Source organism: Streptomyces sp. NPDC002787 (genome assembly GCF_053592095.1).
Genome location: NZ_JBSFVC010000033.1, coordinates 34,463 through 59,073 on the forward strand (window position 1 = coordinate 34,463; position 24,611 = coordinate 59,073).

At 69.2% G+C, this 24,611-nt stretch carries 23 protein-coding genes and 2 pseudogenes; 12 read left to right on the plus strand and 13 right to left on the minus strand.

Annotated elements, in window-relative coordinates; translation table 11 throughout:
- Nucleotides 1-74: 74 nt before the first annotated feature.
- The 3 genes from ACWD26_RS35725 to ACWD26_RS35735 form a co-directional block, all read right to left on the minus strand.
- A complete protein-coding gene (locus ACWD26_RS35725) occupies nucleotides 75-2,186 on the minus strand; it encodes a SpoIIE family protein phosphatase (protein WP_451276436.1) in 2,112 nt (703 codons plus the stop codon).
- 343 nt (nucleotides 2,187-2,529) lie between these two features.
- Nucleotides 2,530-3,222, minus strand: coding sequence for a cytidylyl-2-hydroxypropylphosphonate hydrolase (gene fomD, locus ACWD26_RS35730; RefSeq protein ID WP_451276438.1), 693 nt, complete (start codon nucleotides 3,220-3,222; stop codon nucleotides 2,530-2,532).
- A 114-nt stretch (nucleotides 3,223-3,336) separates the two neighbouring features.
- Nucleotides 3,337-4,722 carry a class II fumarate hydratase gene (locus ACWD26_RS35735; protein WP_451276440.1) on the minus strand — a complete coding sequence of 462 codons (1,386 nt, stop codon included), beginning with the start codon at nucleotides 4,720-4,722 and terminating at the stop codon, nucleotides 3,337-3,339.
- A gap of 107 nt (nucleotides 4,723-4,829) precedes the next feature.
- Here ACWD26_RS35735 and ACWD26_RS35740 point away from each other — a divergent pair, with 107 nt between their 5' ends.
- On the plus strand, nucleotides 4,830-5,618 hold the full coding sequence (locus tag ACWD26_RS35740) for a hypothetical protein (protein WP_451276442.1): 789 nt from the start codon (nucleotides 4,830-4,832) through the stop codon (nucleotides 5,616-5,618).
- Nucleotides 5,619-5,867: 249 nt separating this feature from the next.
- Here ACWD26_RS35740 and ACWD26_RS35745 read toward each other — a convergent pair whose 3' ends face one another.
- Nucleotides 5,868-7,535, minus strand: a complete 1,668-nt coding sequence (locus tag ACWD26_RS35745; protein WP_451276443.1) for a fumarate hydratase — start codon at nucleotides 7,533-7,535, stop codon at nucleotides 5,868-5,870.
- 201 nt (nucleotides 7,536-7,736) lie between these two features.
- On the opposite strand from ACWD26_RS35745, the gene ACWD26_RS35750 reads away from it, so the two are divergent.
- Both ACWD26_RS35750 and ACWD26_RS35755 read left to right on the plus strand, forming a co-directional pair.
- Complete coding sequence (locus ACWD26_RS35750) at nucleotides 7,737-8,459, plus strand: DUF1707 SHOCT-like domain-containing protein (protein ID WP_451276445.1); 723 nt, start codon at nucleotides 7,737-7,739, stop codon at nucleotides 8,457-8,459.
- A 173-nt stretch (nucleotides 8,460-8,632) separates the two neighbouring features.
- A complete protein-coding gene (locus ACWD26_RS35755; RefSeq protein WP_451276447.1) occupies nucleotides 8,633-9,010 on the plus strand; it encodes a WhiB family transcriptional regulator in 378 nt (125 codons plus the stop codon).
- A gap of 166 nt (nucleotides 9,011-9,176) precedes the next feature.
- Here the strand turns inward: ACWD26_RS35755 and glpX are convergent, their stop codons facing one another.
- Nucleotides 9,177-10,211, minus strand: a complete 1,035-nt coding sequence (glpX, locus tag ACWD26_RS35760) for a class II fructose-bisphosphatase (RefSeq protein ID WP_451276449.1) — start codon at nucleotides 10,209-10,211, stop codon at nucleotides 9,177-9,179.
- A 125-nt stretch (nucleotides 10,212-10,336) separates the two neighbouring features.
- Between glpX and ACWD26_RS35765 the strand changes: the two genes are divergently transcribed.
- A complete protein-coding gene (locus ACWD26_RS35765; RefSeq protein WP_451276451.1) occupies nucleotides 10,337-10,855 on the plus strand; it encodes a DUF4245 domain-containing protein in 519 nt (172 codons plus the stop codon).
- Between the two features lie 133 nt (nucleotides 10,856-10,988).
- Here the strand turns inward: ACWD26_RS35765 and ACWD26_RS35770 are convergent, their stop codons facing one another.
- The 3 genes from ACWD26_RS35770 to xseA all read right to left on the minus strand — a co-directional run bounded on the left by ACWD26_RS35770 (nucleotide 10,989) and on the right by xseA (nucleotide 13,266).
- Nucleotides 10,989-11,579: a malonic semialdehyde reductase gene (locus ACWD26_RS35770; protein ID WP_451276453.1), complete on the minus strand. Its 591-nt coding sequence runs from the start codon at nucleotides 11,577-11,579 to the stop codon at nucleotides 10,989-10,991.
- A gap of 111 nt (nucleotides 11,580-11,690) precedes the next feature.
- A complete protein-coding gene (locus ACWD26_RS35775; protein WP_451276455.1) occupies nucleotides 11,691-11,969 on the minus strand; it encodes an exodeoxyribonuclease VII small subunit in 279 nt (92 codons plus the stop codon).
- Nucleotides 11,970-11,979: 10 nt separating this feature from the next.
- Nucleotides 11,980-13,266, minus strand: coding sequence for an exodeoxyribonuclease VII large subunit (xseA, locus tag ACWD26_RS35780; RefSeq protein WP_451276457.1), 1,287 nt, complete (start codon nucleotides 13,264-13,266; stop codon nucleotides 11,980-11,982).
- 280 nt (nucleotides 13,267-13,546) lie between these two features.
- On the opposite strand from xseA, the gene ACWD26_RS35785 reads away from it, so the two are divergent.
- A complete protein-coding gene (locus ACWD26_RS35785) occupies nucleotides 13,547-14,557 on the plus strand; it encodes a 4-hydroxy-3-methylbut-2-enyl diphosphate reductase (RefSeq protein WP_451276459.1) in 1,011 nt (336 codons plus the stop codon).
- Between the two features lie 140 nt (nucleotides 14,558-14,697).
- Nucleotides 14,698-15,444 carry a polyphosphate--glucose phosphotransferase gene (gene ppgK / locus ACWD26_RS35790; protein ID WP_451276461.1) on the plus strand — a complete coding sequence of 249 codons (747 nt, stop codon included), beginning with the start codon at nucleotides 14,698-14,700 and terminating at the stop codon, nucleotides 15,442-15,444.
- Here the strand turns inward: ppgK and ACWD26_RS35795 are convergent.
- Nucleotides 15,441-15,983: a DUF6542 domain-containing protein gene (locus ACWD26_RS35795; protein ID WP_451276463.1), complete on the minus strand. Its 543-nt coding sequence runs from the start codon at nucleotides 15,981-15,983 to the stop codon at nucleotides 15,441-15,443. The two genes, ppgK and ACWD26_RS35795, sit on opposite strands and share 4 nt — an antisense overlap.
- 430 nt (nucleotides 15,984-16,413) lie before the next feature.
- Here ACWD26_RS35795 and ychF point away from each other — a divergent pair, with 430 nt between their 5' ends.
- On the plus strand, nucleotides 16,414-17,502 hold the full coding sequence (gene ychF / locus ACWD26_RS35800; RefSeq protein WP_093791646.1) for a redox-regulated ATPase YchF: 1,089 nt from the start codon (nucleotides 16,414-16,416) through the stop codon (nucleotides 17,500-17,502).
- 220 nt (nucleotides 17,503-17,722) lie between these two features.
- On the opposite strand, the gene ACWD26_RS35805 is transcribed toward ychF, so the two are convergent.
- Both ACWD26_RS35805 and ACWD26_RS35810 read right to left on the minus strand, forming a co-directional pair.
- Nucleotides 17,723-18,367, minus strand: a complete 645-nt coding sequence (locus ACWD26_RS35805) for a TetR/AcrR family transcriptional regulator (protein ID WP_451276465.1) — start codon at nucleotides 18,365-18,367, stop codon at nucleotides 17,723-17,725.
- A gap of 37 nt (nucleotides 18,368-18,404) precedes the next feature.
- On the minus strand, nucleotides 18,405-18,809 hold the full coding sequence (locus tag ACWD26_RS35810; RefSeq protein ID WP_451276467.1) for a PaaI family thioesterase: 405 nt from the start codon (nucleotides 18,807-18,809) through the stop codon (nucleotides 18,405-18,407).
- Between the two features lie 117 nt (nucleotides 18,810-18,926).
- On the opposite strand from ACWD26_RS35810, the gene ACWD26_RS35815 reads away from it, so the two are divergent.
- From ACWD26_RS35815 to ACWD26_RS35825, 3 genes are read left to right on the plus strand one after another with little or no spacing between them, the layout of a single operon-like run.
- Nucleotides 18,927-20,333: an aspartate aminotransferase family protein gene (locus tag ACWD26_RS35815; RefSeq protein WP_451276469.1), complete on the plus strand. Its 1,407-nt coding sequence runs from the start codon at nucleotides 18,927-18,929 to the stop codon at nucleotides 20,331-20,333.
- A 24-nt stretch (nucleotides 20,334-20,357) separates the two neighbouring features.
- The gene (locus ACWD26_RS35820) at nucleotides 20,358-21,437 is read left to right on the plus strand and encodes a phosphotransferase (RefSeq protein ID WP_451276471.1); all 1,080 of its coding nucleotides are present in this window, start codon (nucleotides 20,358-20,360) and stop codon (nucleotides 21,435-21,437) included.
- 44 nt (nucleotides 21,438-21,481) lie between these two features.
- The gene (locus ACWD26_RS35825; protein ID WP_451276473.1) at nucleotides 21,482-22,654 is read left to right on the plus strand and encodes an ROK family protein; all 1,173 of its coding nucleotides are present in this window, start codon (nucleotides 21,482-21,484) and stop codon (nucleotides 22,652-22,654) included.
- 220 nt (nucleotides 22,655-22,874) lie between these two features.
- Here the strand turns inward: ACWD26_RS35825 and ACWD26_RS35830 are convergent.
- Nucleotides 22,875-22,991, minus strand: a pseudogene (locus ACWD26_RS35830) (type II toxin-antitoxin system RelE family toxin); the annotation flags it as partial.
- A gap of 15 nt (nucleotides 22,992-23,006) precedes the next feature.
- Nucleotides 23,007-23,171, minus strand: a pseudogene (locus tag ACWD26_RS35835) (type II toxin-antitoxin system prevent-host-death family antitoxin); the annotation flags it as partial.
- Between the two features lie 195 nt (nucleotides 23,172-23,366).
- Here ACWD26_RS35835 and ACWD26_RS35840 point away from each other — a divergent pair.
- A complete protein-coding gene (locus ACWD26_RS35840; RefSeq protein ID WP_451276475.1) occupies nucleotides 23,367-24,197 on the plus strand; it encodes an AfsR/SARP family transcriptional regulator in 831 nt (276 codons plus the stop codon).
- Between the two features lie 122 nt (nucleotides 24,198-24,319).
- The gene (locus ACWD26_RS35845; RefSeq protein ID WP_451276477.1) at nucleotides 24,320-24,583 is read left to right on the plus strand and encodes an acyl carrier protein; all 264 of its coding nucleotides are present in this window, start codon (nucleotides 24,320-24,322) and stop codon (nucleotides 24,581-24,583) included.
- Nucleotides 24,584-24,611 lie beyond the last annotated feature (28 nt).

The following is a 24,611-nucleotide window of genomic DNA, read 5'->3' on the forward strand; positions in this document are numbered from 1 at the left end:
ATCAACCACGACGAACCCGCAGTCCGCAAGGCACACCGGGCCCCGAGCTGCGAGCGGCTCAACCAGCGGAGCGCTCACGCCTGATTGAGCTCGAACCAGACGACTTTCCCCGCACTCAACCGAGTGGCCCCCCACCGCTTGGCCAGGCGATTGACCAGGTAGAGCCCACGGCCCCCCTCGTCCGTCGCCCGGGCCTGCCGCAACCGGGGCAACTGCGGCACGTCGTCGGTCACCTCGCACCGCAGCACATCGGTCCGCAGCAACCGCAGGGTGACGGGCCGAGTCGCATACCGCACCGCGTTCGTCACGACCTCACTGATGAGCAACTCGACGGAGTCGGTCAACTCCTCAAGTCCCCACCGCGACAGGGCATGCCGAGCCAGCCGCCGAGCCCGCCCCGGAGCCATCTCCTCCGGCTCCAGGAACCAGTACGCGACATCACTGGGAGCGATCCCATCGAACCGCGCCGCGAGCAGCGCGATGTCGTCGTCCCGGTCACCCGGGCCGAGCATGTCGAGCACCTCGTCGCACAGCGCTTCCAGCGGCGGCGGATGATCCGGCCCGGTCAACTGGGCCGTCGCGGCCAGCTTCTCGCGCAGTTGCTCTATCCCGGTCCACACATCACGGAGCCGGGACTCCACGAGCCCGTCGGTGTACAGCAACAACGTGCCCCCGGCCGGCGCGTCCAGCTCGACGGCCTCGAAGTCCACGCCGCCCACACCGATCGGCGCCCCCGGCGGCACCCGCAGCACCTCGGCACGTCCGCCCAGGTGCAGCAGCACCGGCGGCGGATGCCCGGCGTTGGCGATGGTGATCCGATGCGAGACCGGGTCGTACACGGCGTACAGACACGTCGCCATGCGGTCCGTACCGAGCCGCTGCGCCTGCTCGTCGAGGTGGTGCAGCACCTCCTGCGGCGGCAGGTCCAGCCCCGCCAGCGTCTGCGCGGTGGTCCGCAGCTGACCCATGATCGCGGCGGAGGTCATCGAATGACCCATCACATCACCCACGACCAGCGCGACCCGGCTCCCCGGCAGGGGAATCGCGTCGTACCAGTCACCGCCGACCCGCGCGGTCTCGGCGGCCGGCAGATACCGGTGCGCGAGCCGCACGCCGGTGCACTTCGGCAGCGCCTCCGGCAGCATCGTGCGCTGCAACTCGTCAGCGATGTACGCCTCACGGCCGTACAGCACCGCCTTGTCGATGCCGAGCGCGCTGTGCGTGGCGAGCTGGGCGGCGACCAGCAGATCGTCCTGCTCGAACGCCATCCGCTCCGGGCGGCGCAGGAAGACCGCCGCGCCGATCACCCGGCGCCGGCCGCGCAGCGGCGCGAGGATCGCCCGCTGGCCGGTCGGTACGGTCAGTTCGGCGTCCGGACCCAGCAGCTCGGGCAGCGCGTCGTGCGCGGCGGGCGCGTCCGCGAAGACCGGCCGCACCCCGCGCAGCACCTCGGCGAGCGCCCCGCCGGGCCGTACCTCGCACTGCTCGGCGGTGACCACGGCCAGATCGACGGGCTGCTCGGGCTGGAACGCGGGCATGAAACCGCCCTCGGTGTCCCGCTCCTCGGGGATCCGGTCGGTGCGCCGCAGTCGCAGCACCATGGGCCCGGTGGGCCGTTCGTCGCCGACCGGCAGCGGCTCGCGCAGATACACGAGGATCGCGTCGGAGAACGTCGGCACGGTGGCCCGGCACAGACCCATCACGATCTCGTCCAGGTCGATGCCCCGCGCGATCCGCCGGGTCGCGGCGCCCACGAAGCGCAGCCGGTCGCCGTCCCGCCGCATGGGCATGGGAGCGCCCGGCGGCACGCCCTGCCCGCTGCGCCGCTCCAGGGCGCCGTCGGCCCCGCCCGACCGGTCCGGCTCGCCGCCGGGCTGCGCCGGGATGGTCTCCGGCGCGGGGCGCGGGCGGTGCGGATCGGGCTCCGTGGCCGCGGGCTGCGAGTGCTCGGAGAGCGCCGGCTGGGCGTGCTCCGAAGGGGCCTGTCCGCCCTTCGCGCACGGGGCCGCCGTGCCCGGCTCGGCCGACGCGTCACCCATGCGTGCCTGTGCGGGTAAGGCCGTGGCGGGCGCGGCTCGGGGCGGCTCCTGGGTACGCAGGAGCGCCCCGCGGGGATCCGTGGGGCCGGCGCCGCTCTGAGGGCGCTCGTGGGAGGTGGGGTGCTCCGTCACGCGTGTCGAATCCATCCGTCCGGGACTGCGCGCCAGGCGCGCAGTGCGTCCCGCAAACCCGAAACTTCGTTCCGCAGAAAGGCCGATACCCGGATTACGTGTCCTGGGAACGGAATTCCCGCGTGGTCAGAGGCAGTTCCTGTGCCACACACGGTACCGGCGGGCGCGCCGGAGGACAGTACCGACCGTCCGTCCGGCCGTCTCCGGCTCATCCCGGTGTAACCCTCGTACCCCTTGATCACGTCTTGCCGCCCCTCGGTGACGTACGGTCAAGCCCTACCCGAACTGCGGGAGTTGCCCCTGTGAACTCTTGCGGAGGACGATCCTACGGTTGCGGACCGGGGGCGCATCAAGGGTCTCATGAGGACAAGTGCGCGGGTGTACGGTCCCAGTCGTCCGGGAGAGACGGTACCCCCCACGCCGGATTCGGGCGCCAGTGCTGCCATCCTTCCGAGAACGGCGGGCCCCACGCGCGGATCACCTCCACCGCGGACCGCCCCGCCTCCCGCACCCCCTCGGCCGCGTGAGCGTCCATCAGGCCGTCCTGCTGAGCCTGCGCGAACTCGTCCTCGTCGAGCCAGTTCCAGGACCGGTCCGGGTACACGCAGATGTCCAGGAAGTGGTCCTCGGAGTCCACGCCGCTGTCCCAACGGGCCAGCGGGGTCTCCAGATTGACGTACCAGTTCTTGAAACGCCAACCCTGCTCCCAGAACAGCCACACCGACCACGGCTCGCCCGGCCGCGCCAGCTTCAGCACGCCGTTGCCGGACCACCGGCCCAGCCGTACGCTCCGGGGCTTCTTGTACCGGGACGCGAGCGGCTCGGTGCTCAGTGAGGTGCCGTCAGCCAGCACGGGCCGTACGCACTCGGTGCCGGGTGCCATCCAGACGGCCAGCAGATCCTCGTCGTCCCGCACGACGGTGACGGGACGCGCGATATGGAAGCCCTCTCCGGCGTTCTCCCGGTAGCGCCACAGGATCTGACTCCCGGGCTCCCAGAACCCCGCTGCCCCGCCCGCTTCCACTCGTCTCACCACTCCGTCGTCTCCCATGCGCAGATATTAGGTGTCATGGGCATACGACGCTGCGGTGCCGTTCACGGTTCACGCCCTGGCGGGAATCGGTTACCCGGGTGACACCTGGTACGGCCGGAATCCGCCGTCCCGTCACGGCCGCGTCATCCGCAGGACATCCAGCGCCTCGTCGAGCTGATCCCGGCTCAGATCGCCGCGCTCCACGTACCCGCTCTCCAGGACGACCTCCCGGATCGTCTTCCGCTCCGCGAGGGCCTTCTTGGCGACCTTCGCGGCCTCCTCGTACCCGATGTACTTGTTGAGCGGGGTGACCACCGACGGCGAGGACTCGGCGTACTCACGGGCCCGCTCGCGGTGCGCGACGATCCCGTCCACGGTCCGGTCGGCGAGCAGCCGCGAGACGTTGGTGAGGAGCCTGACGGACTCCAGGACGTTCTTGGCGATCACCGGCAGCATGACGTTGAGCTCGAAGTTGCCGGACGCGCCCGCCGTGGTGACCGTGGCGTCGTTCCCGGTCACCTGGGCCGCGACCATGAGCACGGCCTCCGGGATCACCGGATTGACCTTGCCGGGCATGATCGAGGACCCGGGCTGGAGGTCCGGGAGGGAGATCTCCGCGAGACCGGTCCTCGGCCCCGACGCCATCCACCGCAGATCGTTGGCGATCTTCGTGAGGGACACGGCGATCGTCCGGAGCTGCCCGGACGTCTCGACGATCCCGTCCCGTGCCCCCTGCGCCTCGAAGTGGTTCCGCGCCTCGGTGAGCGGCAGCCCGGTGACCCGCGCGACCTCCGCGATCACGGCGGCGGAGAACCCGGGCGGCGTGTTGATGCCGGTCCCCACGGCCGTACCGCCCAGGGGGAGTTCGGCGAGCCGGGGCAGCGACGCCTCCAGCCGCTCGATCCCGTACCGCACCTGGGCCGCGTACCCGCCGAACTCCTGGCCGAGAGTGACCGGTGTGGCGTCCATGAGATGCGTACGACCGGACTTCACGACGTCCGCGAACTCCTCCGCCTTGCGCTCCAGGGCCGTGGCCAGATGCTCCAGGGCGGGGATCAGGTCACGCGTCACGGCGGCGGTGGCGGCGATGTGGATGGAGGAGGGGAAGACGTCGTTGGACGACTGCGAGGCGTTGACGTGGTCGTTCGGATGCACGTCCCGGCCGAGCCGCTCGCTCGCCAGGGTGGCCACGACCTCGTTGGTGTTCATGTTCGACGAGGTCCCGGAACCGGTCTGGAACACGTCGACCGGGAAGTGCTCGTCCCAGCGCCCGTCCGCGACCTCGTCGGCGGCGTCCTGGATCGCCTCGGCGACCTCCTTGTCGAGCACCCCCAACTCGGCGTTCACCTTGGCGGCGGCGCCCTTGATCCGGGCCAGGGCCTCGATGTGCGCGCGCTCGATCCGCTGCCCCGACACCGGGAAGTTCTCGACCGCCCGCTGTGTCTGGGCCCGCCACTTGGCGTCCGCCGGCACTCGGACCTCACCCATGGAGTCGTGTTCGACGCGGTAGTCAGTCATGACCGGTACAGCGTCCCGGCCGGCCGTGATGTTCCCGCTCGTACGCCTTGTGGGTGAGGGCGGTAATCCGCGGGCCGATGGCGGTGGCGTGCAGTAGCGTCGCCACGATGAGTGGCCCGTCGAACGAGTTCGACGAACTTCCGAAGAAAGAACGTGAATTGAGAAGAGCTGTCATACGCCGGTCCTGTGTGGCCGGTGTCGCCGCCCTGTCCCTGACCCTGCTGTCCGCGTGCTCGGACGCCGGCGAGGGCGGGTCGGATTCGGCCGCCGAGGAGAGCAAGGCGCCGGCCCTGTCCGCCGCGGACCTGGAGAAGGCCGCCCTGAAGGACGGGGACGTCGAGGGCCACAAGGTCACCGCGCCCACCGCCACGGTGGACCAGAAGGATGTCGAGACGGACAGCGAGGAGTGCGCGCCCGTCGCGTACGCCATGGTCGGCAGCGTGGTGGACGAGCCGTCCGCGACCGTGCAACGCGAGACGGCCAGCGAGATCGATCCGGCCAAGGCCGCCAAGAGCGTCGGCGCCTCGGGCCTCGACACCACCCGGGTCCTGCTGCGCCTGTCCGCCTACGACAGCGCGGCAGCCCAGACCGTGATGAAGTCCCTCAACAGCTCGGCCAAGGCGTGCGCGGAGGGCTTCAAGGTCACGGTCGACGGCACCAGCCAGGACGTCACCAAGGTCTCCACGGCCACCGCCCCGCAGGGCGCCGACGAGGCCATCGCCCTCGACTTCCTCAGCGAGGGCGGCGCCGCGAAGATCCCGATGAAGATCGTCGTCTTCCGCAAGGGCAGCACACTGGGCTACTTCACCGCCCTCAACATCGCCTCGGCCGCCACGGGCAAGGACTTCGACTTCCCGACGGAGGTCACCGAGGCCCAGCTGAAAAAACTGCGGTAAGGCCGGCAATCGTGACCGGCCGTCTCATATGGCCCGTAGGACGCGCTCGAGACGGGCGGAAGCCCGCTCAATCCAGAAGCCCGTTCGATTCAGCCCGTCCGGCGTTTGAGGACGAGGCCGGAGGCCGATGGGGGGCCTGGGGGCGTAGCCCCCAGGGACGGGTGGGGTCGAAGGGGCAGCGCCCCTGGGGACGGGTATGGGTAGGGGCGGCGGGGGCGAGGAAAACGCGACCCGGCCGCCCGAACCGAACTACGCCAGCCCAGGCCCCCGCACCGGAATCGACGTGAACGTCGGCGCCGGCGCCGGGTCCTTGAAGAAGTCGTTGCCCTTGTCGTCGACGACGATGAACGCCGGGAAGTCCTCGACCTCGATCTTCCAGACGGCCTCCATGCCGAGCTCCTCGTACTCGACGACCTCGACCTTCTTGATGCAGTCCTGCGCGAGCCGGGCCGCAGGCCCGCCGATCGACCCCAGGTAGAACCCGCCGTGCGCCCCGCACGCGTCCGTGACCTGCTGCGACCGGTTCCCCTTCGCCAGCATCACCTTGGAACCACCCGCCGCCTGGAACTGCTCCACGTACGAGTCCATACGCCCGGCCGTCGTCGGCCCGAACGACCCCGACGCGTACCCCTCGGGCGTCTTCGCCGGCCCCGCGTAGTACACCGGGTGGTCCTTCAGGTACTGCGGCATCTCCTCACCCGCGTCGAGCCGCTCCTTGATCTTGGCGTGCGCGATGTCACGCGCCACGACCAGCGGCCCGGAGAGCGAAAGCCGCGTCTTCACCGGGTACTTGGTCAGCTCCGCGAGGATGTCGTCCATCGGCTGGTTGAGGTCGATGCGCACGACGTCCGACGACTCGTCCAGGTGCTCGTCCGTCGTCTCCGGCAGGAACCGCGCCGGGTCCGTCTCCAGCTGCTCCAGGAACACACCCTCGGCCGTGATCTTCGCGACGGCCTGCCGGTCGGCGGAGCAGGAGACGGCGATGGCGACCGGGCAGGACGCCCCGTGCCGCGGCAGCCGCACCACCCGCACGTCATGGCAGAAGTACTTGCCGCCGAACTGCGCGCCGATCCCGATCTTCTGCGTCAGCTCGAAGACCTTCTGCTCCAGCTCCTTGTCCCGGAACCCGTGCCCGAGCGGCGACCCCTCCGCCGGGATCTCGTCCAGGTAGTGCGCGGAGGCGTACTTCGCGGTCTTCAGCGCGTACTCGGCACTCGTGCCGCCCACCACGATCGCGAGGTGGTACGGCGGACACGCGGCCGTGCCCAGCGAACGGATCTTCGCCTCCAGGAACTTCATCATGGAGGCCTCGTTGAGGACGGCCTTCGTCTCCTGGTAGAGGAAGCTCTTGTTGGCGCTGCCGCCGCCCTTGGCCATGAACAGGAACTTGTACGCGCCGCCGTCGGTGGCGTACAGCTCGATCTGCGCCGGCAGGTTCGACCCGGTGTTCTTCTCCTCCCACATGGTGAGCGGAGCCATCTGCGAGTACCGCAGGTTCAGGTTCAGGTACGCGTCGTAGATGCCCCGGCTCAGGGCCTCCTCGTCGCGCCCCTCGGTCAGCACGTTCTGCCCGCGCTTGCCCATGACGATCGCCGTACCGGTGTCCTGGCACATGGGCAGCACACCGGCGGCCGCGATGTTCGCGTTCTTCAGCAGGTCCAGCGCGACGAACTTGTCGTTGCCCGACGCCTCGGGGTCGTCGATGATCCGGCGCAGCTGCGCGAGGTGGGCCGGGCGCAGATAGTGCTGGATGTCGTGGATGGCCTCGGCGGCCAGCTTGCGCAGCGCCTCCGGCTCCACCTTGAGGAACGTGCGCCCGTCGGCCTCGAACGTGGAGACACCCTCGGAGGTCACCAGCCGGTACGGGGTGGTGTCCTCTCCCATGGGGAGCAGATCGGTGTACTCGAACTCAGGCATGTCGCCCATTCCTCACTCGACAAGGCTGTGGTCAGGCTCGCGCGCCCTGCGGCTCACTCGCCGACGGCTGACCTCCGTGGGCAGCGCCCACCAGCGTAGAACCTGCCTCCGAGGGCGGGCTTGTGAGGTAAGGCTCAGTTCGCCGTCCCGAGTTGTCCACACCCCTGGTCGCGATCTATCGCGAGTGGGTACGCTGCTCCCGTGGACCTTCAGAAGCGCCCCACCCAGGAACCGCCGTTGTCGACCGCCGAGCTGCGCGCCTCCGACGCCGACCGCGACCGGATCGCCGATCTCCTGCGCGACGCTCTCGCCGAGGGCCGCCTCACCGCGGAGGAGCACTCCGAACGGGTTGAGGGCGTGCTCGCCGCCAAGACCGTGGGCGAGCTGGACGTCTTCGTACGCGACCTGCCGGCCGGTCAGGCCCGGAAGGCGGGGCCGGCGTATGTGCCGCCGGTGTCCTCCGTGCCCAACCGCCCCACCCCCGGGGCCATCCCGATGGACCCCGACGACCGTCTGATGGCCGTCTTCAGCTCCTCGATGCGCAAGGGGCGCTGGCGGGCCGGCCGCCGCATCCACGCGTACGCGATGTTCGGCAGCGTCGAGATAGACCTCAGCGAGGCCCTCTTCGAGCACCGTCAGGTGATGATCAAGGCGATCTCGGTCTTCGGCAGCGTCGAGATCCGCGTCCCGGAGAACGTCTCGCTGCGCGGCAGCGGTGGCGGCATCCTCGGCAACTTCGAGGTGGACGCGCTGGATTCGGTCGAGACCGACGCACCCGTGGTCTTTGTGGACGGACTGGCCGTCCTCGGACACATCGAGGCGAAGCCCAAGCGCGGCAAGGTGATCGCCGACCTCCTGGGCAGGGTGACCGACCACGTCTCCCGCAAGGTCGACGATCATTTGCGCAAACACCTGGATCGTTGACGCTTGTGAATTCGACCATGCCGGGTCCCACTCGAAGGGGCCCGGTCCGGTTGTGACCAGGCGGTGTTGACGCCGAATTCCAGCGGATCGGGACTCAGTGCATAGGCCCGCGCACAGCGGGTAGGCCTTGCTGCATCGTCTCTCGCTCGCGAAGCCGTCGTCAGGAGTAGACCGTGCTGCATCCGCCGCATTCGTCCCTGCAGGTCGCTGCTGTTCCGCCCCAGCGGGTGCCAGTGCGCGACAGGGATCAGGACGCCCCGTGGCACACGGAGGCCGTGTGCCGGCGTGACGAGGCCGGACTGTTCTTCGCCCCTTCCAAGGAGCCCACCGCGTCCCGGCTCTCCCGAGAAGAAGCCGCCAAGCGCGTCTGCGCCCGCTGCCCCGTCATGGTCGAGTGCCGAGAACACGCACTCCTGCAACCAGAGCCCTACGGAGTCTGGGGCGGCCTGACAGCAGCCGAACGCCGCGTGGTGCTGGCCCGCAGGCGCCGCCGAGACCTGGAACTGAAGAAGGCGGCACGGACGAACGGGACGATAGCCGCGGCGGGCTGACGCCGACACACCCATCCGACAGGGCACCCTCTCCGCACAAGAGGGCGCCCTGTCGGCGTTGGAGGGGCGGCGACCCTTCCAGGGTGCGGGGAACCGCGCGACAAGCCACAACGATCCCGCGGCCGACCACGCGGCGAACTCCCCACCCCTTCAGTCCACCGGCCGCCTACTTGGCCTTTTCGAAGTCGATGGAGCTGTAGGCCCGCAACTTGCTCAATCGGTGCGTCGAATCGATCCGCCGCACCGTCCCCGACTTCGACCGCATCACGATCGAGTCGGTGGTGGCGGTCTCCGACCGGTACCGCACCCCGCGCAGCAACTCCCCGTCCGTAATACCGGTCGCCACGAAGAACACGTTCTCCCCGGACACCAGGTCATCGGTCGTCAGCACCCGGTCGAGGTCATGCCCCGCGTCGACCGCCCGCTGCCGCTCCGCGTCGTCCTTCGGCCACAGCTTGCCCTGGATGGTGCCGCCGAGACACTTCACCGCGCAGGCCGAGATGATCCCCTCGGGCGTACCGCCCACGCCGAGCAGCATGTCGACGCCGGTGCCCTCGCGCAACGCCAGGATCGAGCCCGCGACATCACCGTCCGAGATCAGCTTGATACGCGCCCCGGTCTCCCGGATCTCCTCGATGAGGCCTTCGTGGCGCGGCCGGTCGAGGATGACGACCGTCACGTCCTCCGGCGTGGACCGCTTCGCCTTGGCGACCCGGCGGATGTTCACCGACACCGGCGCGTCGATGTCGACGAAGTCCGCCGCCTCGGGCCCGGTGACCAGCTTGTCCATGTAGAAGACGGCCGACGGGTCGAACATCGTGCCCCGGTCGGCCGCCGCGAGAACGGCGATCGCGTTGGTCATGCCCTTGGCCGTCAGCGTCGTACCGTCGATCGGGTCCACGGCGATGTCGCACTCGGGGCCGGTGCCGTCACCGACGCGCTCGCCGTTGAAGAGCATCGGGGCCTCGTCCTTCTCGCCCTCCCCGATCACGACGACGCCGTTCATCGACACGGTGGAGACGAGGGTCCGCATGGCCCGCACGGCGGCCCCGTCCGCCCCGTTCTTGTCGCCGCGGCCGACCCAGCGGCCCGCGGCCATCGCGGCCGCCTCGGTCACCCGTACGAGCTCCAGGGCGAGGTTGCGGTCGGGGGCCTCGGAGGGGACTTCGAGCTCGGACGGCAGATGATGGTTCTCGGTCATCGGAGCGCACCTTTCTGATACGACGACGGCCGGATGAGGGTTCCGCTCGACTCTATCGTCAGTCCGACAGAATGAGCAGGGGACCCCACGGATGAGCAGACCAGTGCACCTGCGACGATGAGGGCGTGGCAGGTATGAAAGGCAAGCAGACCGTTCGCGACATGGTCCTCTCCCTGGGGCTCATCGTGCTGGCGGCATGGGTCATCTATCTCTTCATCCCGCATGACGAGACCGAGCAGGAGCTCAAGCGTGTCGACTACCGCGTCGAACTGCTGACGGCGCGCCGCGCGGCCTCGTACCCGGTGGCCGCGCCCGAGGGCCTGCCCGACACCTGGAAAGCCACGTCCGTCCGCTTCCGCGGCGACGAGTCCGACCACTGGCACCTCGGGTTCCACGACCCCGAAGGTCAGTACGTGGCGGTCGAGCAGTCCGCCGAGAAGCCGTCCCGGTTCATTCCGGACGCCACCCAGGACGCGAGGAAGACCGAGACCACCCAGAAGATCGGCGACGCGACCTGGACCCGGTACGAGGGCGAGCGCTATGACGCCCTGGTCCTGGAGAGCGAGGGCTCCACGACCGTGGTCGCGGGCTCGGCGTCGTTCGACCGGCTGACGAAGATGGCCGAGTCGCTGAAGACGGAGTGACCTCGCGGGACGTGAGCCCGTGCGGGACGTGAGCCGCTTCGACGTCGATTTCGGGTGAACGCGCATGACGTGGACGTGACGAAGGGCCCCGGCGTCGCCGCCGGGGCCCTTCGTCACGACTCGCGCGGACTGCTCAGACCGTGGTGACGACCTCGTCGAAACCCAGACGCGGGGAGCGGGGGTAGGACGCGCCCTCGCCCGGCTTGCCGATGTTGACGACCATCAGCGGGGTGTGGTCGTCGTCCAGGAACTCCTTCTGGACACCGGCGAAGTCGAAGCCGGTCATCGGGCCGGCGGCCAGGCCGGCGGCGCGGACGCCGATGATGAAGTACGCGGCCTGGAGGGCGGCGTTCATCCCGGCGGCGGACTCACGGGCCGGGCGCTCGGCGAAGAAGAGGTCCTTGGCCTGCGGGAACGCCGGGAACAGGGCCGGCAGCTCCTCGTGGAACTCGTTGTCCGCGGCGAGGATCGCGACCAGCGGGGCGGAGGCCGTCTTGGCCTGGTTGCCCTCGGACATGTACGGCACCAGACGCTCGCGGGCCTCGGCGGAACGGACGAGGACGATGCGCAGCGGGGTCTGGTTGAAGGCGGTCGGGCCGTACTTGACCAGGTCGTAGATCGCCTGCACCTGCTCCTCGGTCACCGGCTCGTCGGTGAACGTGTTGGCGGTGTGGGCCTCGCGGAACAGCAGGTCCTGGGCAGTGGGGTCAAGAACGAGGGACATCAGGCAACCTTCGGAAGATGTGCGGTTTACGGCTCCGAAGGTACGCCAGGAAAGTTCAAGGTTCAATCAAATGTGAGGCTGGGTGATCCGCTTCACAGTGCCCCGTGGCGCTCAGTCGTCCCCGTCGCCGGCCTCGGCGGCGTCGTCCTCCGCCAGCGCCGCGTCCAGCCGCGCCCGTGCGCCGTCCAGCCAGCGGCGGCACACCTTGGCCAGCTCCTCACCGCGCTCCCACAGGGCGAGGGACTCCTCCAGCGTCGTACCGCCCGCCTCCAGGCGGCGGACGACCTCGATCAGCTCGTCCCGCGCCTGCTCGTACCCGAGGGCGCGGTCGGCCTCCGAGGCCCCGGTGGCCTCGGTGGTCCCGCCGGCCTCACTCACGTTGCTGGTCATGCGGCCCACCTTATGCGTCCCCTCCGACAGTCCCCGTCTCGTGGACAGTCCCGGCCTCGTGGACTGTCCCTGCCTCCTGGACTGTCCCCGTCCCGTCGACCCGGACGACGAACTCGCCCTCGGCCACCCGCGCCCGCAACGGCTCCTCCGACGTGACCTCGCCGGGCGCGCGGACCACATGGCCGTCGGTCTTCTGCAGCACCGCGTACCCCCGCTGGAGCGTCGCCGCGGGGGAGAGGGCCACCACGCGCGCGTGCGTGTGCGTCAACTCCGAGGCGGCCCGGTCCAGATGGTGTCCGAGGCAGCGGCGGCCCCGGTCGAGCAGCGCGGCCACATGGTCGGCACGCTCGTCGATCATGCGGTGCGGATCCTCTATCGAGGGGCGCGCGAGAGCGTGCGCGAGGCCCCGCTCCTCCCGGTCCACGAACGCCTCCACACACCGCCGCGCGCGGTCCCGCAGCCACCGCACCCGCTCGTACTCCTCGCCGACGTCCGGCACGACCTTCTTGGCCGCGTCGGTCGGCGTGGACGCCCGCAGGTCCGCCACATAGTCCAGCAGCGGGGTGTCGGGCTCATGGCCGATCGCCGACACCACCGGCGTACGACAGGACGCGACCGCCCGCACGAGCTGCTCGTCGGAGAACGGCAGCAGGTCCTCCACACTGCCGCCGCCGCGCGCCACGATGATGACGTCCACGCCCTCCAGCGCGTCCAGCTCCTTCACCGCCTGCACGACCTGCGGCACCGCGTGCACACCCTGTACGGCGACATTGCGCACCTCGAAGCGGACGGCCGGCCAGCGGTGCCGGGCGTTCTCCAGCACGTCCCGCTCGGCCGCGGAGGCCCGGCCGCACACGAGCCCGATCAGCTGCGGGAGAAACGGCAGCGCCTTCTTCCGCTCCGGCGCGAACAGCCCCTCGCTCGCCAGGGACTTCTTCAACTGCTCGAGCCGGGCCAGCAGTTCACCGACCCCGACCGGCCTTATCTCGGTGGCCCGCAACGACAGCTGGCCGCGCGGCGCGTACCACTCGGGCTTCGCCAGGACGACGACCCGGGCGCCCTCGCTCACGACGTCCGCGATCGCGTCGAACACCTGCCGGAAACAGGTCACGCTCACGGAGATGTCGTGCGACGGGTCCCGCAGCGTGAGGAAGACGACGCCCGCGCCCGGCCGCCGCGACAGCTGCGTGATCTGCCCCTCCACCCACACCGCGCCGAGCCGGTCGATCCAGCCGCCGATGAGGCGCGAGACCTCGCCGACGGGGAGGGGGGATTCGGCGGATGTGTTGAGAGCCATGCGGCCGAGGGTAGCGGGGGGTACGGACAAGGCCGCCTCTCAGCTCGGGGGTTCGGGTGCGTCGGCGGCTGAGGGCGCGTCGTGGTTGCTCGCGCAGTTCCCCGCGCCCCTGAAAAGCAGGGGCTGCGCCCCTTGCTTTTCGGCCCGCGGGCCCGTCGCCTTTCAGGGGCGCGGGGAACCGCGCGACCAGCCCCCACCCACCCGCGGCCGCCGACACACAGGCACCCCTCCTCCTGACGCGCTCTCGGTCGGCGAAGCCCCCGCCGACGAACCCCCTACGATGGAGGACATGACCGCTTCGCCTGGCCGCCGCCGTGTCCTCCTCGCCGCCCCGCGCGGCTACTGCGCGGGTGTCGACCGCGCAGTGATCGCCGTCGAGAAGGCCCTGGAGAAGTACGGGGCCCCGATCTACGTCCGCCACGAGATCGTCCACAACAAATACGTCGTCCAGACGCTGGAGAGGAAGGGCGCCATCTTCGTCGAGCAGACGGAGGAGGTCCCCGAGGGCAACATCGTCATGTTCTCGGCGCACGGCGTGGCCCCGACCGTCCACGACGAGGCGGCGCGCGGCAAGCTCGCCACCATCGACGCGACCTGCCCGCTGGTCACCAAGGTCCACAAGGAAGCGATCCGGTACGCGAGCGAGGACTTCGACATCCTCCTGATCGGGCACGAGGGGCACGAAGAGGTCATCGGCACCTCGGGCGAGGCGCCGGACCACATCCAGCTGGTCGACGGCCCCGGCGACGTCGACAAGGTCGAGGTCCGCGACCCCTCCCGGGTCGTCTGGCTCTCCCAGACCACCCTCTCCGTCGACGAGACGATGGAGACGGTCGGCGCCCTCAAGGACAAGTTCCCGCTGCTCGTCTCCCCGCCCAGCGACGACATCTGCTACGCCACACAGAACCGCCAGCTCGCCGTGAAGCAGATGGGCGCAGAGGCGGAGCTGGTCATCGTGGTCGGCTCCCGCAACTCCTCCAACTCGGTCCGGCTCGTCGAGGTCGCCAAGCTCGCCGGCTCCCGCGAGGCGTACCTCGTGGACTTCGCGAGCGAGATCGAGGAGGCCTGGCTGGAGGGCGTGGAGACCGTCGGCGTCACCTCGGGCGCCTCCGTGCCGGAGGTCCTCGTCGAGGAGGTCCTGGAGTGGCTCTCCCAGCGCGGCTACGAGGACGTCGAACTGGTCAAGGCCGCCGAGGAGTCGATCACCTTCTCGCTGCCCAAGGAGCTGCGCCGCGACCTGCGCGAGGAGGCGGCCGCCCTGGTCGCCGAGCGCACCGGCCAGGGCGCCTGACCTTCTGAACACCTGCGTACGGCCCCGGAACGTGAAGGTTCCGGGGCCGTACGCGTCCGAGGCCGTGAGGATTCCGGCCCCCGGCGGTGGCCGGGTACCTCGGCGCCGTGACTGTCAGTCGTACGACGTAACGTAGGGCCATGCACATCTTCGGCGTGGACATCGGTGGTTCGGGGATCAAGGGCGCTCCCGTGGACCTGGACCTGGGCGACCTGGCGGACGAGCGGCACAAGGTACTGACCCCGCACCCGGCGACGCCCGACGCGGTGGCCGACGGGGTCAAGGAGGTCGTCGACCACTTCGGCTGGACCGGCCCGGTCGGCATCACCTTCCCCGGCGTGGTCACCGGCGGTGCCACGATCCGTACGGCGGCCAACGTCGACAAGAGCTGGATCGACGTCGACGCGCGCGCCCTGCTCGGTGACCGGCTCGGCGGCCTGCCGGTGACCGTGGTCAACGACGCGGACGCGGCGGGCGTCGCCGAGGTGCAGTTCGGCGCCGGGCGCGACCGCCAGGGCACGGTCATCCTGCTCACCTTCGGCACGGGCATCGGCAGCGCCGTCTTCTCCGACGGCGTCCTCGTCCCGAACACGGAGCTGGGCCACCTGGAGCTGCACGGCCACGACGCCGAGACCCGCGCCTCCACCAAGGCCAAGGACGACCACGAGCTGACCTGGGAGCACTGGGCCAAGCGGGTCACCAAGTACCTCGCCCACGTCGAGATGCTCTTCTCGCCCGAGCTCTTCATCATCGGCGGCGGCGTCAGCCGCAAGTCCCAGAAGTTCCTCCCCCTCATCGAGGGCATCCAGGCGGAGATCGTCCCGGCCCAGTTGCAGAACAACGCGGGCATCGTGGGCGCGGCGATGCGAGCGGCGAAGGCCGGCTAGGAACTCCGGGGGACCGTCCGGCCGGACCGGGCCGGGGGCATCGGGGCCCGGGGGCGGACCGGGCGGCGGTCGTACGGGGGGCGGGCCTGGGCGCCGGGTGCCCGGACCTTGGCCTGCCCACAGACCCGCTGCCGCTCCCGTTCCCGCCGGCGCTCCACCTCCCGTTCGGCCGCCCGGCGGGCCATGAGCCGGAGCTTGCGTACGGTCACGATGAGCCCGGCGACGAGAGTGCCGCCGTACAGCCAGCCCGCCTGCATGGCGAGGGCGGTGACCAGGGCCATCAGATGATCGCCGAGCCCGCCCTCGCCCACGATGATCAGAGGCAGACCGGCCGCGAAGGCGATCGGCACGACGACCGGGGCGCTCGCCAGGTCATCGCGCCCCACCCACACCGCGCTCAAGGCGCTGACCAGCAGGAACAGTATTCCGTACAGGGTGTCGGACGCACCGAACAGCAGCCGGTCGAGGCCGGCCAGCGCGAACATCGACACCCCGCAGAACAGCCCGCAGCCCAGCCCGGTGAGGCGTGGGTTCGGCATCCCGCGCACGGCCCGCGCGACGCGCCGCACGGCTCGGACCGGCGGTGGTACGGGCCCGCGCGCGACCGGAGCACGACGCGTCACGCCCGCGCCGGGACGCCGGCCCTCTCTGCCCGCCTGTGGGGGGAGGGGCGGGGTGCCGCGCTGCGGCCCGGTCCGAGAGGCGTGCGGGGGATACGTCCTTTGCTGCTGCTCCACTCGTCCAACTTAGGTCGGTTAATGTGCCGAATGCGTTTACAGACACGCCGTTCGGCGGACGTTGGCCAAGCGTTCGATACCACGCCGGGCCGGGTGCCGACACGCCGTAAACTGGGGGATCGGCCGGCCCTCCGGCCGCTGGGGCACGATCCGCCGGACAGGCCTCAGGTCCCCGGCCCGCCGCTCCAGCCCCCCGGCCGCCTGGCCCTTCTACGTACGGGAAGTCGCAAACGTGTCGCTCACGATCGGAATCGTCGGTCTGCCCAACGTCGGCAAGTCGACCCTGTTCAACGCCCTGACCAAGAACGACGTGCTGGCGGCCAACTACCCGTTCGCCACGATCGAGCCGAACGTCGGCGTCGTGGGCGTCCCGGACGAGCGCCTGACGAAGCTGGCCGAGATCTTCAGCTCGCAGAAGATCCTTCCGGCGACCGTCGACTTCGTCGACATCGCGGGCATCGTGCGCGGCGCCAGCGAGGGCGAGGGCCTCGGCAACAAGTTCCTCGCGAACATCCGCGAGTCGGACGCGATCTGCCAGGTCATCCGCGCCTTCCAGGACGAGAACGTCGTCCACGTCGACGGCAAGGTCTCGCCCAAGGACGACATCGAGACGATCAACACCGAGCTGATCCTCGCCGACCTCCAGACCATCGAGAAGGTCCTGCCGCGTCTCCAGAAGGAGTCGCGCATCAAGAAGGACATCGCGCCGAAGGTCGCCGCCGTCGAGGCCGCCAAGGAGATCCTGGAGAAGGGCGACACCCTCTTCTCCCAGGGCATCGTCCAGGGCTCCGGCAACGAGGAGCTCCTCCACGACCTGCACCTGCTCACCACCAAGCCGTTCCTGTACGTCTTCAACGTCGACGAGGACGAGCTGACCGACGAGGACTTCAAGAACGAGCAGCGTGCCCTGGTGGCCCCCGCCGAGGCGATCTTCCTCAACGCCAAGCTGGAGGCGGACCTCGCCGAGCTGGACGAGGCGGACGCGATGGAGCTGCTGGAGTCGGTCGGCGCGGAGGAGCCGGGGCTCGCGACCCTCGCCCGCGTCGGCTTCGACACCCTGGGCCTGCAGACCTACCTCACGGCCGGCCCCAAGGAATCCCGCGCCTGGACCATCAAGAAGGGCGCCACCGCCCCCGAGGCCGCCGGTGTCATCCACACCGACTTCCAGAAGGGCTTCATCAAGGCCGAGGTCATCTCCTTCGCCGACCTCGTCGAAACCGGCTCCGTCGCCGAGGCCCGCGCCAAGGGCAAGGCCCGCATGGAGGGCAAGGACTACGTCATGCAGGACGGGGATGTCGTCGAGTTCCGGTTCAATGTGTGACCGCTGCTCACTGTGCGCTAGGTGATGCGTCAAGTGTGCAGGCCAGAAGGGGTCAGGCTCTGGTGAGTCTGGCCCCTTCGGCGTACCCGTGCTGACTTGGGGCTGACTCCTGGTTGCCCCGCGGGACCGGCGTTGGCGCGGCGGCCGGCTTCGACACCGCTGTTGCCACCGCCTTCCTCACCGGCCGGTGACGCCAGTGGCGCGGTTTGGCGCCCGTTGTTCAGCCCGACCGCATCACGCCGGCTATCGACGGTCTGACCGCGTGGGATGCAGTGAGAAGAGCGCCGTGGACGGCTGAGGACGCCGCCCGTCTGACGTAGCAGTCGCTGTCTGGAGGCCATGCATCATGCTCTTGGTGGATCAGAAGAGAAACCGCCCCGTGCACGCTGGCACACAACACTCTGGAGGTTTCGGTCTTGCTCGTGACAGGTACTCCGGCGTCAACACAGGCTGCGACCTTGTCCCGGAAATAGCGGAAGCATTCGTCTTCGTTCTGGCGGCTGGCCTCGGTGGCCTCACCGGCCATCACCAGTCGGTACTGGGAAGGATGGCGAAGTCCGAACGCGATGTAGGCGACGCAGGTTTCATAGAGCGCCGTCACAGGGTCCGAGATCTCCCGGGACACCGCTTCCAACTCGGTGAACAGTGAGCTCCACACGCGCAGGCACGTCGCATGGACGAGTTCCCTCTTCGAGGCGAAGTGGAGGTAGACGGCCGGCGGGCTGACTCCCGCACGTGCCGCTACCGCACGAATCGTCAGGGCGTCGGCGCCACCGCCTTCCAGTAGCTGATCGGCGATGTCGAGAAGCTGGTCTCGGAGCAGACCGCCCTGGCCCTTGGCGGCGCGAACTCGGGTACCGGTCATGAGAATGCGAGCCTTCGTGGCGGTGTGTCGCCAGGCATCAAGATGTCTTCGGTTTGATGGTGGTGACCACTTGGGTCACCCGGGCGCAGAGTTCACCTTTGTCGTCATGAATGTCGACCTCGATGACGGTGTTGCGCCCCAGGCGCAAGGGACGAGCTGTCGCAACGACGCTCGTGCGCGCGGGCCGAAGGAAATGCGTGCTCGACTCCACGGTGGCCGGTGCGGCGCCGGCTGGACCGTTGAGGGCGGCGCACACGGCGGCACACACATCTGCGAGCCCCATCAACGCCCCTCCGTGGAGGCCGCCGCCCACCGTTGAAAGGGAGAAGTCGTGCGTCAGTCTGGCCTGAACGCTGACTTCCGACATCTCCTCGAACTCGACTCCGAGCGTCTTGGCATACGGCGCGAGCGCGTAGACGTCTTCGGCTCCAAGTGTGGTCACAGCCACTCCCATCCTGGTTAGTGGCGATAACTTATCGGCGTTAACCCAGGTCGTCAACCGAGGTGACCGATCTAGGGAGCCATTAAGTTTCAGGTTGGAACTGAAACGAAAGCTGGTATGCTGCCACTGAAGCAGCCGCGACGAGATGCAAGCCACGAAGGAGGGGATCTGCTGATGACTTCCACGCCGAGTAGAGCGCTGGCCAACTACCCCAACAGGTTCGACCCCGCAGCGCTCGGTGAACTGCCTGGGCGATTGCAGTCCCTCGTCAAGCGGCGAAACAGCGTGCTGGGCCCTGGTTACGCGCTGAACTACCGGGAGCCGGTCGAGTTCGTCTCCGGCCGGGGCGCTCACCTGTTCGACGCGGACGGCAACGACTACCTTGACGCCTACAACAATGTGCCGTGCGTCGGTCACGCGCACCCGCACGTCGTCGAGGCGGTGTCCCGCCAGATGGCGGCGGTCAACACCAACACGCGCTATGTGCAGGAATCACTCGTCGACTACGCCGAGCGCCTTCTCGCGACCATGCCCGAAGCGCTCTCGAGGGTCAGCTTCGCGTGCAGTGGGTCGGAGGCGAACGACCTGGCCATGCGCGTGGCTCGCTTCCACACCGGCGGCGAGGGAATCGTAGTGACTCGCTGGGCCTACCACGGTCTCACCCGTGAGGTCGCGAGCTTCTCGCCGACGCTCGGCGCGGGGTCGCCGCTCGGGCCGAACGTGCGGGTCATCGATGCTCCCGATCCGCGACTCGTCCCGCCGGGTTCCTCGCTTCCCGACCACATGCGGAGCCAGGTGCGCGGCGCGATCGACGACCTCGAGCGCCACGGCTACAGGCTTGCGGCGCTGATCACCGACTGCGCGCACTCCAGCGACGGCATCTTCACCGATCCCGTCGGTTACCTGCGTGACATGGTCGAGGAGGTGCACGCCGCGGGCGGCGTGTACATCGCCGACGAGGTCCAGTCGGGATTCGCCCGGCTCGGAGAGTCGATGTGGGGGTTCAGCCGTCATGGGGTGCTTCCGGACATCGTCACGATGGGCAAGCCCATGGGCAATGGCATGCCGATCTCCGGCGTGGTGTTCAGGCCCGAGGTGTGCGACGAGTTCGGGCGGAATGTCCGTTACTTCAACACCTTCGCGGGCAGTTCGATCGCGGTTGCCGCCGGTGCCGCGGTGCTGGACGTCTTCGAAGCGGAGGACGTTCGGCAGCGAGTTCTCGACAACGGCAGGGCCCTTCGAGCCGGCCTTGAGGAGATCACTCGCGAGTCTCCCCACGTCGCGGAGGTCCGCGGCAGTGGTCTGTACGTGGGCGTCGAACTCGTGAAGGACCGGGAGTCGCTGGAGCCCGATCGTGTCCTCGCCGACGACGTCATCAACGACATGCGCGAGCGCCGCGTCCTCATCAGCGGCACCGGGGAAGCAGTCAATGTGCTCAAGATCCGACCGCCGCTGGCCTTCGACTCGGCCGACGTGACGCGGTTCCTCGAGACCTTCGCGGAGATCGCCGAGACGCGCCTGTAGCAGGCCGAAAGCCGAAGGGAACGAATGGTGAACGCCACGCCCCCCGCACGTATCGCCCAGCAGTTGTTCGAGGAGAGCGGCCTGGCATCGTCCCACGAGCCCATCGAGACGAACGTGGTGGACGCCCTGCTGGCCCGGCACTACCGGCTGAGCGGACATCTCGAGCGGCTGGCAACCGAGAAGGACGACACGTTCCGGCTGCGGACCGGCACGGCCGACCATCTCGTCAAGGTTTCCCCGCCCGACGAGGCGGTAGCTGTCGTGGCTCTGCAGACGGCTGTGATGCGCCACCTCGAGACCGAAGCTCCTCATCTCCCCGTCCAGCGGGTCAAGGAGACCACCGAAGGCGGCGACAGCGTACCGATCGAGACGAAAGACGGCGTTCGAGTCCTGCGCGTCTTCGACTTCGTCGAAGGTGCCGTCCTGGCGCGGACGAACCCCGATCCCCACCAGCTTGCCAAGGCCGGGCAGATGCTCGGGCGAGTGGATCTGGCTCTGCGGTCATTCAGGCATCCGGCGGACGAGCGGAACCTTGTGTGGGACCTTCGGCACTTCGACCAGCTGCGTGAGCTCGTCGAGTACACGCCCGGCGCCGCGCACCGTCGGCTGGCTCAAGAAGTGTTCCGCCTCTTCCACGAGGCCGTTGTTCCGAGGCTGGGTGATCTCGAAACCCAAGTGATCCATGGTGACTACAGCCCCTACAACGTGCTGGTGGATCCGCGGGCGGACAGCTACGTCACAGGAGTGATCGACTTCGGTGACAGCATGCGCAGTGCTCTGATCTTCGATCCCGCTGTGTCTCTCGCGAACCTTCTCGGCCGGACACCGGGGGACCCCTGGCGTGAGGCATGCGGCTTCGTCGCGGGATACGAGCGGGCCCGGCCGATCAAGGACACCGAACTCCCGCTCCTGCCTGTTGCCGCGCTGGCACGCCTCACACTTCGCGCGCTGGTCACCCATTGGCGCGCGGAACGAGTGCCCGAGCGTCGCGACTACCTGCTCGAGCACGCCAGAGACGACTGGGTCAACGTGGAGCGGGCGATGGCCGTCGCCATGGAGGAGGTCGTGGCCCGCTTGCTGAGCACCCGCCATGACACAGCTTGAGCGGCGCCGCCAAGGTGACACCCCGGTCTCGCTAAGGTCATGAGGTGAGCAGCATCAACCCCACACCGCGCGACTACAACAAGGCGAGTGTCCTTGACGTGGTTCTCTCCCATGCGCCGTTGACCCGGAACAAGCTCATCGAGCTCACGGGGTTGAGCAAGGCGACGGTGTCGCGGGCCGTCGAGGAGCTGCGCTCTGACGGGTTCGTCGTGGACGGGGGAGTCGACGCCGTTGCCGGGCGTGGCCGTCCGTCGACCTACCTGGATGTGCCCGAGACGGCCGGACACGTCGTGGGGGTCGGCTTCGGCGCCGTGACCACCGGCGTGCTGGTGACCGACCTACGCGGCCGTGAGATCGGACAGGTGATCGTTCCGACGGTCGAGCACCACGAGGTTCCCGCCGCGGGCCGGTGGCTGGTCGACCTGATCGCGCAGACCAGCGCATCCGCGCGAGGGCCACTGCGCCAGGTCGTCGTGGCACTGCCCGCCCATGTCCGCGACGGCGCCGAGGTCTTTCGGCCTGCCGATCCGATGGGAATCCTCTCCGGCAGAGATCTCCACCGAACCGTTGAAAAGCTCGTCGACGCTCCGGTGACCTTCGACAGTGACGCGAACGCGTCCTTGCTCCAGGTGCTCACGGACGACGCGAGCGTCCATGACGCTGCCCTGTTCAGCGTCAGCAGCACCCTGAATTTCGCCACCTGCAGGGACCAGGAACTGGCTCGCGGACGTACTCCTGCGTTCGGCGACATAGGTTCCCTCCCCTCGGGCATCGACGACCGCACCCTCAACGGGCTGCTGAGCACCGCGGGGCTTGTGAAGCTCGCTCGTGAACACGGACTGGACATCGAACGCGTCGAGGACCTGTGGCTGGCACCTCAGGACCATCGAGCCCGTGCGGCGACAGCCAAGGCGTTCACGACGGCGGTCACGACAGCCGTGAGCATCGTCGCCGTGACACTCGATCCCGAATCCGTCTACTTCGTCGGCCGGTTGCTCCCCTTGGTGGACGAGGTGCTCCCCGAGGTACGCAAGCGACTCGAACAGACCTTGCCGGCCGTCCCCCGGATCACGACCGTCTCCCAGGTTCTGGGACTCTCGGTAGCACGCGGCGCGGTGCACGCCTGCCTGGCCATGACCCACAACCGCCTACGGGACGCGCTGCTCAAGGCACGCAGTCAGGGACAGCGGCAGGGGCAAGCCGCGCCGGCATTCTGATCCGGACCGCGAGCACGAGGAACGAGAGCCGATCCACGAGGTTCCGTGCCGGCTCGGTCACAAGCCGATCAAGACGACGGGCAACGCCTGTGGCGCCTCGTGCCTCGCGTATGGCACCGCTGCCGGGAGGTCTTGCACAACGCCATGCGGCCCGCACCCCTCGACGGTCCGTCAACCACGCGGGTCCTGGGGTCGGGCTCGCTCGTGACGGCAGAGCGCTCAGCGGGTCGGTCTCCAGCTCGGTCAGCTTGGCCGGAACGCGAAGAGCCATGTCTCGCGGGACCTTGCGGAGCTCGGCCCGAGCCTCGGGCCGGAAGACTGCGCGGTACTCACTCACGGCGCGTCGGCGTCCCCTCATGATGTCCTCGACAGGGATGCCGGGTGCCGGGTTGGCCATGCTCTCGTCGCTGATCCGGTTGATCTCGCGCTCTTCCCACTCCCGCTACTTGCGCGGCACCTCGATGGACACCACGCCGGCGACCTGCTTGCCGCGCCGGGTGATGACGGTGGTGTACACAACGGCTCATGGTCGCCCGGGTGTGGGTCAGGTTCTGGGCGCCGTGGTCGGACGCCACCCGGAATCGCCGGGCCTGAATATTTCATGGTCGGTCGGATGAGCGGCTCACCTTGGATCGAGGACGTCGGCACTGGGCCGCGCGCGGACCGGATGCCACGGTCGTAGGGTCACCCGACTGAACGACCTGGAGTCGCCATGGAGATCAGCCTGCTGGGGCCGCTCGACGCCAAGTCGGCGGGCACGCCGATCATGCCGCGCGCTGCCAAGCAGCGGCAACTGCTCGCCTTGCTGGCCCTGCACGCCAACCGGGCCGTGCCCGTGCCCATGCTGATGGAGGAGATCTGGGACGACGGTCCTCCGCGCAGTGCGTCGACGACCCTGCAGACCTACATCCTCCATCTGCGCAGGCTCATCAGCGGGTCGCTCGGTGACCGCAGCGGGATGGTCGCCAAGGAGATCCTGCTGTACCAGCACGGCGGCTACCAGCTGAGGATGCTGCCCGGGACGGTCGACGCCCAGGAATACGACCGGGTCGCCGCCCAGGGGCAGGCCGCGTTCGACGCGGGGGACCAGGAGAGGGCCGTCGCCGCGTTCCGGCGGGCCCTCGACATCTGGCAGGGCCCCGCCCTCGCCGACGTACGGACCGGAACCCTGCTCGAACTGGAGCGTGTGCGGCTGGAGGAGGGCCGCCTCGGCATCCTGGAGCGGCGCATAGACATCGAACTCGGCATGGGACTGCACACCGAGCTGCTGCCGGAACTCGCCGTCCTCACCGGCCGCCACGGGCTCCACGAGGGTCTGTACGCCCTGCGCATGGTCGCCCTCTGCCGAGCGGGCCGCCCCTCCGAGGCGCTGTCCGCGTACACCACCCTGCGCACCCGGCTCACCGGGAGCCTCGGTATCGAGCCGTCCCCTCGGCTCCAGCGGCTCCATCGCGCCGTGCTGGCCGGGGACCCGATCCTCGACTCGGGCGGGGCGGCCGGTGCGTACGGGGGGCGACGCACCATCGACTCCCTCGCGAGCTGAGCGTCCCCGTCGGGGCGCCCCACGGCGTCAGCCACCGGTCAGCTCCCGGTCAGCGCCCCCCAACAGACTTCTGGCATTCGCCGAAGACACCCACTCAACCCAACGATCGCACTGGAGGCGTCATGCCCAGCACCGCCATCGTCACCGCCGAGCAGCGCGCACAGATCAAGGAGATCGTCTGCGAAATCCTCGAGATCGAGGTCGCCGACGTCACCGACACCAGCCTCTTCAAGGAGGACCACGGCGCGGACTCCCTCGGCGCCATCGAGATCCTCTCCTCCCTGGAACGCGAGTTCGGCATCGAGATCGACCAGGCCGAGCTGACCCGCATGGTCAACCTCGACGGTGTCGTGGCTGTCGTCGAAGAGGGACTGGCAGCGAAGTAGGCGCTCCGGCCGGGTGTGCGGACAGGAC